This is a genomic window from Microbacterium sp. SA39, assembly GCF_000967865.1.
GTDB lineage: Bacteria > Actinomycetota > Actinomycetes > Actinomycetales > Microbacteriaceae > Microbacterium.
This window is the reverse complement of the sequence record NZ_JXRU01000036.1, coordinates 227,433-241,693: the sequence shown is the minus strand read 5'-3', so window position 1 is coordinate 241,693 and position 14,261 is coordinate 227,433. Positions and strand designations below refer to the sequence as shown.

Below are 14,261 nucleotides of genomic sequence, written 5' to 3'. Positions count from 1 at the left end.
GCGGAGAAACCCGGCCGCGCCGGCGGCCCGCTCAGTAGCGGTAGTGATCGAGCTTGTACGGCCCGTCGACGGGCACGCCGATGTAGGCGGCCTGATCGTCGGACAGCGTGGTCAGCTGGACGCCCAGGGCGTCGAGGTGCAGCCGGGCGACCTTCTCGTCGAGCGCCTTCGGCAGCGTGTACACACCCGTCGGATACTCCTCGATGCGGGTGAACAGCTCGAGCTGCGCCAGCACCTGGTTCGTGAACGACGCGCTCATCACGAAGGACGGATGCCCCGTGGCGTTGCCGAGGTTCATCAGGCGCCCCTCGCTGAGCACGAGCACACTGCGTCCGTTCGGCATCCGCCATTCGTGCACCTGCGGCTTGATCTCGATCTTCACCGTTCCGGGCAGGGACTCGAGCCCGACCATGTCGATCTCGTTGTCGAAGTGGCCGACGTTCGCGACGATGGCGAGGTGCTTGAGCGCCAGCAGGTGCTCCGTGGTGACGACGTCGCGGTTGCCGGTGCCGGTCACGACGATGTCGACCTCGGCCGCCACGTCGATCAGGCGCGCGACCTGGAAGCCGTCCATCGCGGCCTGGAGCGCGCAGATCGGGTCGACCTCGCTGACGATCACGCGGGCTCCCTGACCGCGCAGCGCCTCGGCTGCGCCCTTGCCGACATCGCCGTAGCCGCAGACGAAGGCCACCTTGCCGCCGATGAGCACATCCGTGGCACGGTTCAGACCGTCGGGCAGCGAATGGCGGATGCCGTACTTGTTGTCGAACTTGCTCTTGGTGACCGAGTCGTTGACGTTGATGGCGGGGAACAGCAGCCCACCGGCTGTGGCCAGCTCGTAGAGCCGGTGCACCCCCGTGGTGGTCTCCTCCGTGACGCCGATGAGACCGGCGGCGACCTTGGTCCAGCGATCGGGCGACGCAGCGAGGGAGCGGCTCAGAAGGTCGAGGATGACCGCGTACTCCTGCGACGCATCACCCGTGGTGACGGGCACGGCAGCGGCCTTCTCGAACTCGACGCCCTTGTGCACGAGCAGGGTGGCGTCGCCGCCGTCGTCGAGAATCAGGTTCGGCCCGTCGAAGCCCTCGGCCGACCAGTCGAAGATGCGCTCGGTGCAGGCCCAGTACTCCTCGAGCGTCTCACCCTTCCAGGCGAACACCGGTACACCGGCGGGGGCATCGACCGTTCCGCCCGGGCCCACGACGACGGCTGCGGCCGCCTCGTCCTGAGTTGAGAAGATGTTGCAGCTGGCCCAGCGCACCTGCGCCCCGAGAGCGGTGAGCGTCTCGATCAGCACCGCGGTCTGCACCGTCATGTGCAGCGATCCCGCGATGCGGGCGCCCTTCAGTGGCTGCGCGGCGCCGAACTCGGCACGGAGTGCCATGAGCCCCGGCATCTCGTTCTCGGCGAGGCGGAGCTGGTGACGGCCGGCTTCGGCCAGGGACAGATCGGCGACGCGGTACTCGAACTCAGGCATCTCCCCATTCTTCCACCCCGCCGTCGCGCACCCGCTCGTGTGTCAGAAGCGGATCGCGTCGATGACCTTCACCCGCAGCGCCACGAGGGCGGGGATGAAGCCCGATACCGCGCCGACGATGACGGAAGCCGCCAGACCGATCAGCGCCGCCCGCATGGGGAACGGCGGCACGTCCTGCATCCCGACGAACGTCGTGGTGACCAGCAAGTCCGAGCGGAGGACGGCGACGACGATCGCGATCCCGACGGCGCCGGCGACGGTCGTCGCGACGAGGCTCTCCAGGAACACCGAGAAGAACACGCGTCCGGAGCTCGCCCCGAACGCTCTGCGGACCCCGATCTCCCGTACCCGCTGCCGCATCGCGACGAGCTGGATGTTGATCAGGCTCAGTGCGCCGAGGGCGAGGATGAGGGCGGCGATGCCGCCGGTCACCATCTCGAAGGTCGCCTGCGCATCCATCGCGCCGGGCTGCGCTCCCCAGTCCGTTCTGTTCACCGAGACGACCTGGCCCTCGGGGAGGCCGGCACGGAGGTCCATGGCGAGCACGGGTCCGATCTGATCGGCCTGCTCCGGACCGACCCAGATCTCGTACTGCGACCACGCGTCCTTCGGGAGGGCGTCGACGCGGTCGCGGTACGCGTCGTAGAGCAGGTCGATGCGAAGCTCTTCGTCGCCGAAACCCGTGCGTGGCACCACGCCGACGATCTGGTAGGTCCCGCCCGCGGCACCGGTGAGCTCGACGGTCGGGTGCCCGCTGATCGGCACGCGCCCGATACGGTCCCACAGCGGCTCGGAGATGACGGCTGCCGGAGCCAGAGCCTCACTGTCGGCGTCTCGCAGCCACCGGCCTTCCAGCAGCTGCTCGCGATGGATCTCCGAGTACATCGGGTCGATCAGGCGGGCGGTGACATCGGTGATGCCCTCGGGCAGCTGCACCCCGACCACCATCCCCTGCGCGATCCGTGCGGTGTGACTGAAGTCGAAGCGCTCGGTCACGCGCGTGAAGCGTTCGTCGAAGTCGTCGATGTCGACCGGGGTGCCGTCCTCGCTGCTGACTCCGACGGCGATGGTCGCGGCTCGGCCGCCGAACCGATCGGACTGCTCCTCCTGATACTGACGCTGGTACTCGGAGATCGCGACGACGGCCGTGAGTGCGCCGACGGAGACCGCGATCCCGATCAGGCTCAGCAGGACGCGGAGTTTGTGGACTCGGATCTCCGCCCATGCGTCCGCGAGCGCCCCCAGCAGACCGGTCACGCGCTCGGCCTTTCGATAGCACTGGGCTCGCCGCCGCTCGGCACAGAGGCGGCGAGCGTCGACGCCTCGAACGCCCGGCTGAGGTCTGCAGGGGCGAGGACGCCCACGTCCAGCCGGTAGTGGCGTCGGGCCCGGGCCGCGACGTGGAGATCGTGCGTGATCGTCACAAGGGCGGCATCCGTCTCGGTGGCGACCTCGTCGAGGAGCGCCATCACCGAAGCGCCGGTGTCGATGTCCAACGCGCCGGTCGGTTCGTCGGCGAGGATCAGCACCGGTCGGCGAACCAGCGCCCGGGCGATCGCCACGCGTTGCTGCTCACCGCCGGACAGCCTGTCGGCGACCTGATCGACGCGATGCCCCAGTCCCACGCGCTCCAGCATGTCCGCCGCGATCTGCCGTCGGTCCCAGAACATCCTTCCCCGCGCGTGGCCGAGCGGCATCATGACGTTGTCGATGGCCGTGCGCCCCGGGAGCAGGTTGAACTGCTGGAACACGAAGCCGACGTTGTCTCCCCGCAGTCGGTCGAGTTTCCCCGAGCGCATGCGGCGCACTTCCCGGCCTTCGAACGACACGGTGCCGGATGTCGGTGCATCGAGCATTCCGAGGATGTTGAGCAGCGTGGACTTGCCGGAACCGGAGCGCCCGACGATGGAGACATGATCCCCGGCGCTGACATCGAGGTCGATGCCGCGCAGGATTTCCAGCCTCGAGTCGTCAGCCAGCAGGACGCTCTTGGCGACGCCCTCGAGTGCGACGAGCGTCACCAGCTCATCCCGCTGTCGCACTGCTCGACTCCGGGCGAGACCTCGTAGCAGAACTCCTCGACAGGGGCGACGAAGCCGGGCACGAACTGCCGGACGCTCTCGCCCTCCTCGAGTCCTTCGACCACCTCGACCATGACGCCGTCGTTCACACCCAGCTTCACGGCCCGCTCCTCGGGGTCCGATCCGTCGCCGGCATCCACCCAGACGTTTCCGGAGCCGGACCCGCCCTGCACGGCGGTGACGGGCACGACCAAGGCGTCGTCGACCTGACCGAGGGCGAGATCCATCGTCGCGGGGAGCCCGGCGAACACCGTCTGGTCGGCGGGGATGGCGCAGCGCACGCTGGCTGTGCCCTCGGTGCTGACCTGCACGCCGACACCCGTGCACGCGAACGGAGCGGGGCCACCGGCGATCGTCACGGTCCCTTCGGTCGGGGCATTCACGAGCCGGTACAGCTGCACGGGTTCGACGGTCGCCAGCAGGTGATAGCGCGCCGGCGTCAGGGTGTAGGACTCCGTGCCGACCGAGGCGGCCTGCCCCTTGACCAGGGCGATCTCGGTCACGTCGCCGGCTTCGGGCGCTGTGACGTCGATATCCTTGCGCGGATCGTCCTGGCGCACGGTGAACAGCTTCTGCCCGGCCGCCACCGCAGAACCATTGGCCACATGCACCGCGGTCACGGTGCCGTTGAGCTCGCTGCGCACGCTGTAGCTGTCATCGCGGGCGACATTGCCGCTGAGGCTCAGCGCGTTGACGACGGAGCCGCGCTCGACGAGCACGACAGGATCGGTGATCCCGGCCTCGGGGCTGACCGCACTCTCCGCGCGGTCAGGGAAGAAGGCGATCTTCACGAGTGCGGCCGCACACGCTCCGAAAACCAGGACGAGGAGGAGGGGGAAGATCCAGCGACGCCAGACGATCACGGCTGCCTTTCCGGACCCGCCGCCTTGACACGCCCGCCGCCAGAGTACCCAGAAGGGTTTTCCCGGCATCCGGATCCCGCCCGCGTGTCGCCGGGATGTCGTCAGACGCGGAGAGCCTCGTGGCGCACGACGATCCAGCCGGAGGGCACCGACATCCGATCCGCGTGCGGAGAGCACAGGTCATGCGCCTGCGGGTCGTTGGGCGCTCCCAGAGGGCCGAGCGCGGCCATCTGGTCGCCGTAGTCGTAGGTGAGCGTGGCCACCGCTTCTCGCGCGCAGCCGACCTTCGAGCAGAGTCGTCCGTCCATCACCGCAACAGTACGTCGCGACAGCGCAGGCGATCGGATGCCGCGCCGGGCGCACCCGCACCGCCTAGACTTTCGTCATGCCTCGTCGCCGCACCACTCGCGCTTCCGCTCCTCGGCGCGGTGCACGTCACGGACGGCACGGGCGGCTCGGTCGCAGCGAAGTGGTGCGCCCCCCTCTCGCTCCCCTCGACGGCCGGATCGACCGGTTCGACCTGACCGTGGGCACGGCTGTTGAGTTTCTCCGCGGCACGTGGCCGGAGCTGCAGGAGGTCCGCTTCGAGATCGGCGCGATCCCCGCTTTCGATGCGACGGACGAGGTGCCGCGCTGGTATCTCGACCGGGAGAATCGCCGCATCGTGCTGTTCCGGCTGCCGATCGAGCGGCTGCTCCCTCCCGGGCACGACGATGCGGCGCACCGCCGTATGGCGATCGAGAGCGCTGTGTTCCGAGCGGCCGCGGAGTACGTCGGACGCGAGCCCTGGGACCTCGGCCACGACCACTGATCCCGACGGGTCAGGGGTATACGGTGATCGCCTGCTCCGCGCCTGCACCCGGTTGCACGGGCAGCACCGCGAGGCCACCCGATTCCGTCATGGTCACCGCGGCATGCACGGTCGACGAGGGGCGCAGTCGATATGTCGTCTGCGAATCGACATCGACACTCACCGATTCACCCGCCGGGACGACGATCTCCTCGGTCTCACCGCCGTCGACACGCTCGAGCGCGACGGTCGCCTCGTCGTCCGAGGTGTTTGCGAGCTGCAGCTGCGCAGTGGGCCCCTCCGGCACAGCGACGAGAACCTCCGAATCGATCTCCGGAGCGGGCGTCACCCAGGCGAAATCGGAGTCGAGACCCGACCCGTCCTGTTGGCGCACCGCCGCCACGACCGCAGAATCGGCCTCGACCTCGACCGTGTAGGTTCCCGGCGCGAGTCCGCTCAGTGAGACCTCTGCGGGAGTCTCGGCGGTCAGCGGTACCGCGAACTCGGTCCCGGCTCCTCCCGATCCGATCGGCCGCACCACGATGCTCGCCTGAGCATCCGACTCCGGCGAGAGCAGTCTCAGCACCGTCATATCGGCCTCATCGCCCTCCACGGGGAAGGCCTGCACGCCGGTGAGCACCACGTTCCGCTGTGCGCCGGCGACGGCATCCTGAAGATCTATGCCCGCCGGATCCAGCACCTGCACGAGCGACGACTGCAGCACCGCGCGCACGGGCGCACCGACGGCTTCCACCCTGACGACCGGAGTCTCGTTCCCGGCGGCGATCGACGCGAGCGGCAACGCGGACTGCGTCTCGGCCGGTACGACGACCGTGCGCACGCTGCGTGAGGTGCCGTAGACCGAGAGGGTGACGGTCGTCGGCACCTGACCGGCGTTCGTCAGGATGACGATGTCTTCGGTGCCCGTGCCCACGTTCCCGCCGACGAGCCACGATTCCAGGCGCGGTTCGCCGCACGCCAGCGCGGCGAATCCGGTCAGATCGTCCTCCGCGACCGCCACGGATTCGGCCGCGGCGATCATGGGGGCCGTGCGCCCTTGGACGGCCCCGGTCAGCACGCGGACCTCTCCGGCATCGACCAGGTCCGGCGCTTCCAGAGTGCGCGTCGAGGGCGCGCCCGACGAACCGGCCTCGGTGAGGCGTGGTGCGGCGGCGGACCGCATGTCGAGCGGCGCCGAGGAATCCCGGCCGAGCGCGCGGAGATCGCCGTTGCAGACCAGCACGGTGTCTCCGGGAATGGAGGTGACCTCGACCTGCGCGGGATCATGCCGGATGACCGGCCATGGTGCGTGGATCGCGGCGACGACGCCGATCACGCATGCGACCGCGACCGCGACGCCCGTCGCCACCCGGGCACTGGTCGCAGCGACCCGGAAGGCACGGTTGCCGCTCATCGCTTGTCCTCCTCGGTGGGGCGATCGGACGGCGGAGTGTCATCGGCTTCCGCATGGTCGACTGTCGCGTCGCGCGGCGTCGTGTCCTCGTCCGGCATCCTGTCCTCGCTCGGCATCGTGTCCTCGCTCGGCATCTCGTCTTCGCCCGGCCTGGTGTCCTCGCCCGGCGCGTCATCCGTCGGCTCCGGGTCTGCTGCCGCGTCATCGGCGGATGCATCATCGGGCGTCTCGACCCCGATCATCGGGTCGTCGGAGATCGTCTCTTCGAGCTCACCGGTCGCGACCGTGGGCACGGTGACCTCAGCGATGCCGGCCACGTCATCGTCGCCCTCCTCGGCGTGCCGGGGCAGGATGAGCGGCTCCTCCGCGGCGCGCCCCACGATGCGGGACTGGGCACGTGCCGCCCGACGCGATGCCCGCGTCGGAACGGAAAGGAGCAGGGCGGCGAACACGACCAGGAGCTGCAGGGTGATCACCAGGCGCGCGGTTCCCTGCTGGGCCGCCGTCAGCGCTTCCGGCTCGGCCACATCGGCTTCGAGTCGCCACAGCACACCGCGGTCCGTCGTACCGGCGTGCACGAAGCCGGGGCGCTGGTCGATGGCGGTGACGGCCGTCGTCCGCAGAGCCCGCGCCTGGTCGCCTTCGCCGCCGGGAAGCTGCGCGAGGAGCACGTAGCTGATGCCTTGAGCGGCCAGTTCACCCGGAGCATCGAAATCCCGTGCCGACAGCAGGTCGACCGCAAGGGACGACAAGTCGGAGCCCTGCGGCTCGACGGCAGTGGACATCATGGTCGACTGTGTTCCGAGAGTGTCGCTCGCACCCCACGCGACATCCACCGCCAGAGCTCCGTCGTTCTGGGGTGTGAGGACGAGCGTCGAGATCGGCTTGTCGCCGGCGGCCTGCGCCGCGACATACGCGGGCAGCGTCGATACGGGCCCGTTGGTCAGAACAGAACGATCCGTGTGGAAGGCGGAGAGCGCGGGCACAGCGCAGATGACGAGCGCCACAGCGGCGACAGCTGTGGCGAAGACGCGGATCCTCTGGAGCGTGAGCGCGGTGTCGAGTGTGACCAGCGCCGCGCCCACGACGCCGATCCACGCAAGGCTCAGGCCGGCGCCGGGCCAGATCGGGACCGGCGTCCCCTGCGCGGAACTGACCGTGATGCCGACCGCGAGGAAGGCCGTGGTCGCGCCGGCGAGAGCCACGACGAGGAGCACGATCCCGGCGCGCCACCGCGGCGCGACTGCGGAAGCGAGGGCGAGCAGGGCGATCGGCGCACAGAGCAGCGGCGCCCAGACACCGACGGGCGCCGGCGCGACGGCCATCCAGCCGGCGAGGTCGGTCGTGGGGAACCCAGTCGCGATCACCAGCCTTCCGGCGGCATCCGCGGACGCCTGCGGTCCCGCCCAGATCAGCCCGGGGTCTCCGAGAAGGGCGAGCGGGGTGCCGTGTGCGAGCTGCCAGAACACGAGCGGCGCGAACAACAGCGCCGCGGGGAGCGGAAGCCACAGCAGCCTGCCCGCACCTCGGAATTGAGCGGTGCCGAGCGTGATGCCGATCGCGACGACCCACAGCAGCGCCAGCGCCGGCGCCAACGAAGGCGCACACGCGGCGACGGCGGCGAGCAGCAGCGAGGCCGCGCCCGCCGCGCCCCAGGACCGGTGCGCCACGGCGGCGGCGTGGAAGAGCCACGGCAGCAGCAGATGCACGAGGACGCCGGCCGGACGACCGTCGACGAGTGCCGTCAGGAAGGTCGGCGCCATCGCCCACGCCACACCGGCGAAGATCCGAAGGCCCGCGCGATCGGTGACGCGGGTCGCCGCGAACCATCCGCCGAGCACGGCGAACGGCAGCGCGAGTATCCACAGGAGCACGAGCGCGAAGGAGGGAGCCGCCGGCCAGAGACTGCCGACCACCGCGATCACCGCCGCGAACGGATCTGCCGGGCCGATCAGACCGACGCCGACATCGCGAAGGCCCCACGCCGCGTCACTCCACAGCGCGCTCACCGTCTCGCGAAGCGGCAGCAGTCCCCCGCCGCCGATCGCCGGCCAGGCCAGCGCCGTGGTGAACGACGCGATGCTCACGACCAGCGCCGCCAGCACGGCCCACGCTCCGCCGCCGGAGAAGAAGCGCAGTTCGCTGGCAGCGCCGCCCTCGCTCCCGTGTCCGTCGTCGAGCCGACGGCGCAGTTGCGTCGACGTCACCCGCAACGGAGCGATGCTGGCCCACGACGAGGTGCGGAAGGAGCGGATGTGGGCGCGCGAGCGCGCGACGGCCGTGACGCGAAGCATCGCAGTGAGTGCGGCGGCCCACTCGGGGATCACGGATTCAGGTCGCTTGCCGATCAGATGCGTGATCGAGCGCCAGAGGGCGAGCGGCAGAAGCGCCAGCCAGTGCAGTGGGACGGCTGCGGCCGGAGCGTAAGCGAGCCGGCGATGGAGCTGAGCGAGACGGCGCACGAAGGCCCGGCGCGAAGCGCCTCCGGGGAGCGCCGCGGGCCCGTCTGGTGACGTCGAGATCCGCGCGCTCGGCGCGAGCACCACTCGACCGCCGCCGAGCCGGGCGCGCACGCCGAGGTCGAGGCCCTCATCCGCCCCGGCCAGCGCAGCGTCCGGGCGCAGGGCATCCCGGACCTCGCCGCGGATGAGGATTCCGCGGATGTCGGAGCCGAGAGCATCGTCCATGCCGTCGTGCTGTCCCTGATCGAGTTCCCCCGCGGCGAGTTCCACCGACCGACCGAAAGTGGTCATGCTCACGCCCAGTGACACGATCTCCCGCTCGTTGTCCGTCGCGATGAGCTTGGGAGCGATGATCGCCGCCGAGGGCGAACGCTCGAGCGTGCCGGTCAGCCGTTCGAGGGCGCGCGGGTGGGGAGTCGTGTCCTGCGCCAGCAACCAGATCGCGGACCCGTCCGCGACACGGGGGCGGGCGAGCTCGACGGCCTCGGCGAAGGAAGTCGTGGCGCGCGCCTCGATGATGCCCTCGACCGTCCCCGCCACAGTCTCGCTCTCGCGAGCCGTCGTGGCATCACCGCACAGGACGAGAGTCACCGCGGCGGGCGGAGACGTCTGGGATCGTACTGCGTCGAGAGTGCGGAGGAGCTGCGCGCGGGCAGAGGATCCGGGGCGCGCGACGATGATGGCGTGAACTCGGGCTGGCATGTCCTCGTCAGCCTATGCGCGCGATGATCTGCGCTGAAGCACTGGACGCGGCGCGCCCGCGAAGCCGGTGCACCGACGCGACGGTCAGCTCAGCTCGCGCGGCGCTTGAGCTTGCGGCGCTCGCGCTCGGAGAGACCGCCCCAGATGCCGAAGCGCTCGTCGTTGTTGAGCGCGTACTCGAGGCATTCCCCGCGGACATCGCACGTGGTGCAGATGCGCTTGGCGTCTCGCGTGGACCCGCCCTTCTCCGGGAAGAAGGCTTCGGGATCGGTCTGCGAGCAGAGAGCGTCGCTTTGCCAGGCGAGGGCGTTGTCGTCGTCGGCGCTGGGCTTCCGAACCCCCGGCACTCCGAGGTTGATCGGATCGACGAACCAGTTCTCCGGTACGTCGGAACGGTATCCGCTCATGTCGATCTCCAACCCTCTGTTTCCGCCCCCCGGCGGGCCGTGCGCATGACTAATTACACCCGTGTCATTCGCTCCGGTCAAGTCGCGGATCGTAAACCCTCAAGCGGCTGTTTAAAGTTCTTGGCGGCTCACCGGCGTGTCGCGGCCGGGCGCGGCGATGAACGCCTCGCCCTCGCCCGACAGGGTAACCGACCCCTCGTCCGGAGTGACGAACGCGACGGAGCCGACTGGGATGGACCGCTCCTCCCCCGCCGCGGAGGTGATCGAGACAGCGCCCGCCGTCGCGAGGACCATCGTCGGCCCCGAGATCGCCCAGGAGACGGGAGCCGCGGCCGCGCCGAGAGTGATGCGATCGATGGCGAAGTCGGGCACGGGGACCGCGTACGACGTGACGGCGCCTTCGCCGGACGGCCGCAGCACGGGGACCTCGCCCGGCCTCGTGTCCAGGATCGACAGCAGCTCCGGCACATCGATGCGCTTGGGGGTGAGGCCGCCGCGGAGCACGTTGTCACTCGCAGCCATGATCTCGACGCCCAGGCCCGCCAGATAGGCGTGCAGGAGGCCCGCACTCAGGAACACACCCTCACCGCGTTTCAGGACGACATGGTTCATCAGCAGCGCGACCACGACGCCGGGATCGCCCGGGTAGTTCGCGGCAACTCCCGCGATCGCACGGATCGCCGTGCTCCACTGCCCTGCCTCCGCCTCCGCGGCCGCGGCCTCGACTGCGGCGATGACGTCGTCGACCTCCTGCTGTGCCTCGCCGCCCAGCACCCACGCGATCACGTCGCGGAGCGCGTCCCCGTCGACGCTCAGCCGCTCGCGGAGCGCTGCCACGCCGGCGGAGTCGCCGAGCACGTCGAGCAGGGCGAGGGTGTCCGGCAGCGGACGCAGCCCGCTGAGCGATTCGAAGGTCTCGCTGAGTGCCACGATGAGCTCGGGCTTGTGATTGTCGTCCCGGTAGTTGCGCTGCGGATCATCGGGAGCCAGCTCGCTCTCCCGCGCCCAGCCCTGGCGTGCCTGCGCGATGGTCGGATGCACCTGGATCGAGAGGGGCCGGCCGGCCGCCAGCAGCTTGAGCAGGTACGGCAGCATGCCGCCGGTGACCTGGTCGAGCGTGCCGCCGCCCTCGACGTCCGCCGGGTCTCCCGGATGATCGCCGAACCAGACTTCCGCCTCGGGCGCCCCGGTGGGGGTGCGGCCCTCCAGAGCGGCGAGGAGCGTGTCCGATCCCCAGGCGTAGTCGCGGGGCGCATTCGTGAGGCTGAGCAGCATGCGTACCAGCGTAGAGGCGCACGGCAGCGCACAGGCACGGCGCACGCGCGGCGCGGTAGCCTGATCGCGATGGCTCAGTACACGAAGCATCCTGTCGCGCCCCCGCCCACCGCGCCCGAGCGCGAGTCGACGGGCCATCTGCTGCTGCGCGCCTATGCGATCCTCGTGCTCTTCGCGACCTTCGCGCACTCGGCCGTCTACAACCTCCTGGGCATCGCCGGTGCCGGCGTGGTCCTCGGCATCCTCACTCTCACGACCCTCGGCATCGGCGTCCCGATGCTCGCGCGCAACCGCCCCCAGCCGTTCCGCTGGCGACGGCTGCCCTGGGCGGCCCTGGGTTACACGACGCTCGCGCTGGTCTCGATCGCATGGTCGCAGTGGCGCGGCCCGACCCTGCTCACCTGGGTGCTGCTCGCGGGCGTCACCCTGAACGGCCTCTTCATCGCGCACGTGCTCACCTGGCACGAGATCGTGCGTGCGCTGTCCTCCGCCTTCAAGTGGATCCTCGGGCTCTCCCTCCTTCTCGAGCTCTGGGTGTCCCTCGTGATCCACGGCCCGCTGCTGCCGAACTTCGCCGATCTGCCGGACGGCAAGCTCGATCCGCAGTGGTACTGGGTGCGCGACAACCTCTTCGACGGCGGTCGGATCCAGGGCATCGTCGGCAACGCGAACCTGCTGGCTGTCATCTCGCTCTTCGCGATCATCACCTTCGGCGTCCTCTTCGCGGCACGGGCGCGCTGGCGGACGACTCTGGCGATGTGGGCGCTGCTCGCCGCGTACTTCCTCTTCCGCACGTCGTCCGCGACCGCACTCGTCTGCGCCGCAGCTGCCGGGGTCGTGCTCGTGGTGGCCCTGCTGATGCGCCGCGCGGCGACACCGGGCGCGCGCACGCGCATCTATGTCGTCGCGATCGGGATCACGGTCGTCGGGGCGGTCGCCGTCTGGCTCCTCCGCGATCCACTGCTCGCGCTGCTCGGCCGCTCTTCCGACCTCACCGGCCGCTCCGACAAGATCTGGACCAAGGTGATCGAGCGCGCGGCCGAGCATCCGCTCTTCGGCAACGGCTTCTCGAGTCCCTGGATCCCGACCGACCCGGCCTTCGACGGCTGGATCACCGACAAAGGCATCACGGTGTTCCACGCGCACAACATGTGGCTCGACGTGCTGCTCCAGCTCGGCGTTCTCGGCGTCGTGCTGATGGCCCTGGCGTACGTCAGTCTGCTGTGGCGGGCGTGGTTCTTCGCTGTGGACCGACCACGGTGGGACCTGGAGGCGACGAGACCGTTCTCGCCTCTCACTCTCCTCCCGAGCCTGTTCACCACCGTTCTGCTGGTGCAGGGCCTGTCCGAGTCGACACCGATCATGCTCTGGGGGTGGATGCTGCTCATCCTGCTGTCCTTCAAGCTCAAGTCGGTTCCCCTTTTCGGCGTCGGCGAGCGCGACCTCCTCTTCGAGCACGGCGCGCGTCAACGGCGGGTGCCGTGACCCCGGTCCGACCGATGGCGCGCCTTCTCGGTTCCGTGGAGATGGCGAGAGCGTTCACGCTCACGGCACTGACCGCGGTCTTCGGGTCGTTCGCGATCGAGCGGATGACGTCGCCCGTCACGCTCGCCGCGGTGATCACCGCGCTGTGCCTCCTCGGCGGGGCCATCCTGTGGGTCCGCCGGGAGGAGCTCTCGCCGCTGCGGATCGCGCCGTCCTCGCTGTTCGCCTTCCTCGGCTGGGCCCTGGTGAGTCTGGTCTGGACCACAGACCGCTCCGACACCGTCTTCGGTTGGCTCTCCCTCTTCGGCTTCGCGTTCCTCGCGCTGACCATCGGCCACATCCGGGACACGCTGCAGACCGTGCGCGCGCTCGGCGACACCCTGCGCGCCCTGCTCGCCGTGTCGCTCGGCGTGGAGATCCTGTCCGGCATCCTGCTCGACGTCCCGTTCGCGTTCCTCGACGTCCAGGGGAATCTCGCCCTCGGCGGTCCCGTCCAGGGACTCTTCGGCAGCCGCAACATGCTCGGGTTCATCGCGGTTCTCGCGCTCATCACCTTCGTGATCGAGTGGCGCACGCAGTCGGTGGATCCCCCGCTCGCGGTGGCGTCCATCGCTCTCGCGGGATCCCTGGCCTTCCTCTCATCGTCGCCGACCGTGCTCGTGCTCGCGGTCGCCGTCGGCATCGTGACCGGGGCGCTGACGATCGTGCGGCATGCGTCACCGGGCCGAAGGAACCTCGTGCAGTGGACGCTGGGCATCCTCGTCGCGCTCGCGCTCACGATCGCCTTCGCGCTGCGTCACCAGATCATCGCTCTGCTCGACGCCGGGTCGGACTTCTCGATCCGCGCGACGCTGTGGAACACCATCCTGGATTTCGTCGCGGTGAAGCCCATCGAAGGGTGGGGCTGGTTCGGCGGCTGGGCCCGGGGCGAGTACCCGTTCACCTACATCAACTTCCAACTCGACGACCGACACCAGAGCGCGCTGAACGCGTACTTCGATGTCCTGCTGCAGCTCGGGGCCGCCGGTCTCGTGCTCTTCCTGCTGCTGGGTGGCGTGGCGCTGGTGCGGTCCTGGCTCGTCGCGAGCGTGCGCCGCTCCGTCGTCTACGCATGGACGCCGATCACCCTCGTCACCCTCGCAGTGGAATCGATGTTCGAGAGCTTCACGCTCGTCGGCGCCGGCTGGTTCATGCTGGTGCTGTGCGCTCTGCGAGCCGGCCAGTCGCGTTCCTGGCGCGAGAACATCGACGCCGCGCACACCGGGGCGATCTCGACGTTGCGCCCCCAGCCCTGAGCCCGACGCG

12 protein-coding genes are annotated in these 14,261 nt (G+C 69.8%); 3 read left to right on the top strand and 9 right to left on the bottom strand.

Going from position 1 to position 14,261, the window contains the following annotated elements; translation table 11 throughout:
- Positions 1 to 31: 31 nt before the first annotated feature.
- The 5 genes from ahcY to RS85_RS13425 form a co-directional block, all read right to left on the bottom strand.
- On the bottom strand, positions 32 to 1,477 hold the full coding sequence (gene ahcY / locus RS85_RS13445; protein WP_046013952.1) for an adenosylhomocysteinase: 1,446 nt from the start codon (positions 1,475 to 1,477) through the stop codon (positions 32 to 34).
- Between the two features lie 42 nt (positions 1,478 to 1,519).
- Positions 1,520 to 2,734 (bottom strand): ABC transporter permease, encoded by a 1,215-nt coding sequence (locus RS85_RS13440; RefSeq protein WP_046013951.1) that lies wholly within the window; start codon positions 2,732 to 2,734, stop codon positions 1,520 to 1,522.
- Complete coding sequence (locus RS85_RS13435) at positions 2,731 to 3,498, bottom strand: ABC transporter ATP-binding protein (RefSeq protein WP_046013997.1); 768 nt, start codon at positions 3,496 to 3,498, stop codon at positions 2,731 to 2,733. The genes RS85_RS13440 and RS85_RS13435 overlap by 4 nt, the downstream gene beginning before the upstream one ends.
- Complete coding sequence (locus RS85_RS13430; protein ID WP_046013950.1) at positions 3,495 to 4,421, bottom strand: biotin/lipoyl-containing protein; 927 nt, start codon at positions 4,419 to 4,421, stop codon at positions 3,495 to 3,497. Before RS85_RS13430 ends, RS85_RS13435 begins: the two co-directional genes overlap by 4 nt.
- A 101-nt stretch (positions 4,422 to 4,522) precedes the next feature.
- Entirely contained in the window at positions 4,523 to 4,729 is a 207-nt protein-coding gene (locus tag RS85_RS13425; protein ID WP_046013949.1) for a DUF3499 family protein, read from the bottom strand.
- Positions 4,730 to 4,806: 77 nt separating this feature from the next.
- On the opposite strand from RS85_RS13425, the gene RS85_RS13420 reads away from it, so the two are divergent.
- Complete coding sequence (locus RS85_RS13420; protein ID WP_235282439.1) at positions 4,807 to 5,232, top strand: hypothetical protein; 426 nt, start codon at positions 4,807 to 4,809, stop codon at positions 5,230 to 5,232.
- A gap of 10 nt (positions 5,233 to 5,242) precedes the next feature.
- Here RS85_RS13420 and RS85_RS13415 read toward each other — a convergent pair whose 3' ends face one another.
- The 4 genes from RS85_RS13415 to manA all read right to left on the bottom strand — a co-directional run bounded on the left by RS85_RS13415 (position 5,243) and on the right by manA (position 11,471).
- The gene (locus tag RS85_RS13415) at positions 5,243 to 6,625 is read right to left on the bottom strand and encodes a DUF5719 family protein (protein ID WP_046013948.1); all 1,383 of its coding nucleotides are present in this window, start codon (positions 6,623 to 6,625) and stop codon (positions 5,243 to 5,245) included.
- Complete coding sequence (locus RS85_RS13410) at positions 6,622 to 9,789, bottom strand: glycosyltransferase (protein ID WP_082087625.1); 3,168 nt, start codon at positions 9,787 to 9,789, stop codon at positions 6,622 to 6,624. The genes RS85_RS13415 and RS85_RS13410 overlap by 4 nt, the downstream gene beginning before the upstream one ends.
- Before the next feature lie 89 nt (positions 9,790 to 9,878).
- Positions 9,879 to 10,196: a WhiB family transcriptional regulator gene (locus tag RS85_RS13405; protein ID WP_082087629.1), complete on the bottom strand. Its 318-nt coding sequence runs from the start codon at positions 10,194 to 10,196 to the stop codon at positions 9,879 to 9,881.
- A gap of 111 nt (positions 10,197 to 10,307) precedes the next feature.
- A complete protein-coding gene (gene manA / locus RS85_RS13400) occupies positions 10,308 to 11,471 on the bottom strand; it encodes a mannose-6-phosphate isomerase, class I (protein WP_046013947.1) in 1,164 nt (387 codons plus the stop codon).
- A gap of 69 nt (positions 11,472 to 11,540) precedes the next feature.
- Between manA and RS85_RS13395 the strand changes: the two genes are divergently transcribed.
- Complete coding sequence (locus tag RS85_RS13395) at positions 11,541 to 12,956, top strand: O-antigen ligase family protein (protein WP_046013946.1); 1,416 nt, start codon at positions 11,541 to 11,543, stop codon at positions 12,954 to 12,956.
- 14 nt (positions 12,957 to 12,970) lie between these two features.
- Positions 12,971 to 14,251, top strand: coding sequence for an O-antigen ligase family protein (locus tag RS85_RS13390; RefSeq protein WP_235282438.1), 1,281 nt, complete (start codon positions 12,971 to 12,973; stop codon positions 14,249 to 14,251).
- The last annotated feature ends 10 nt before the right edge of the window (positions 14,252 to 14,261 follow it).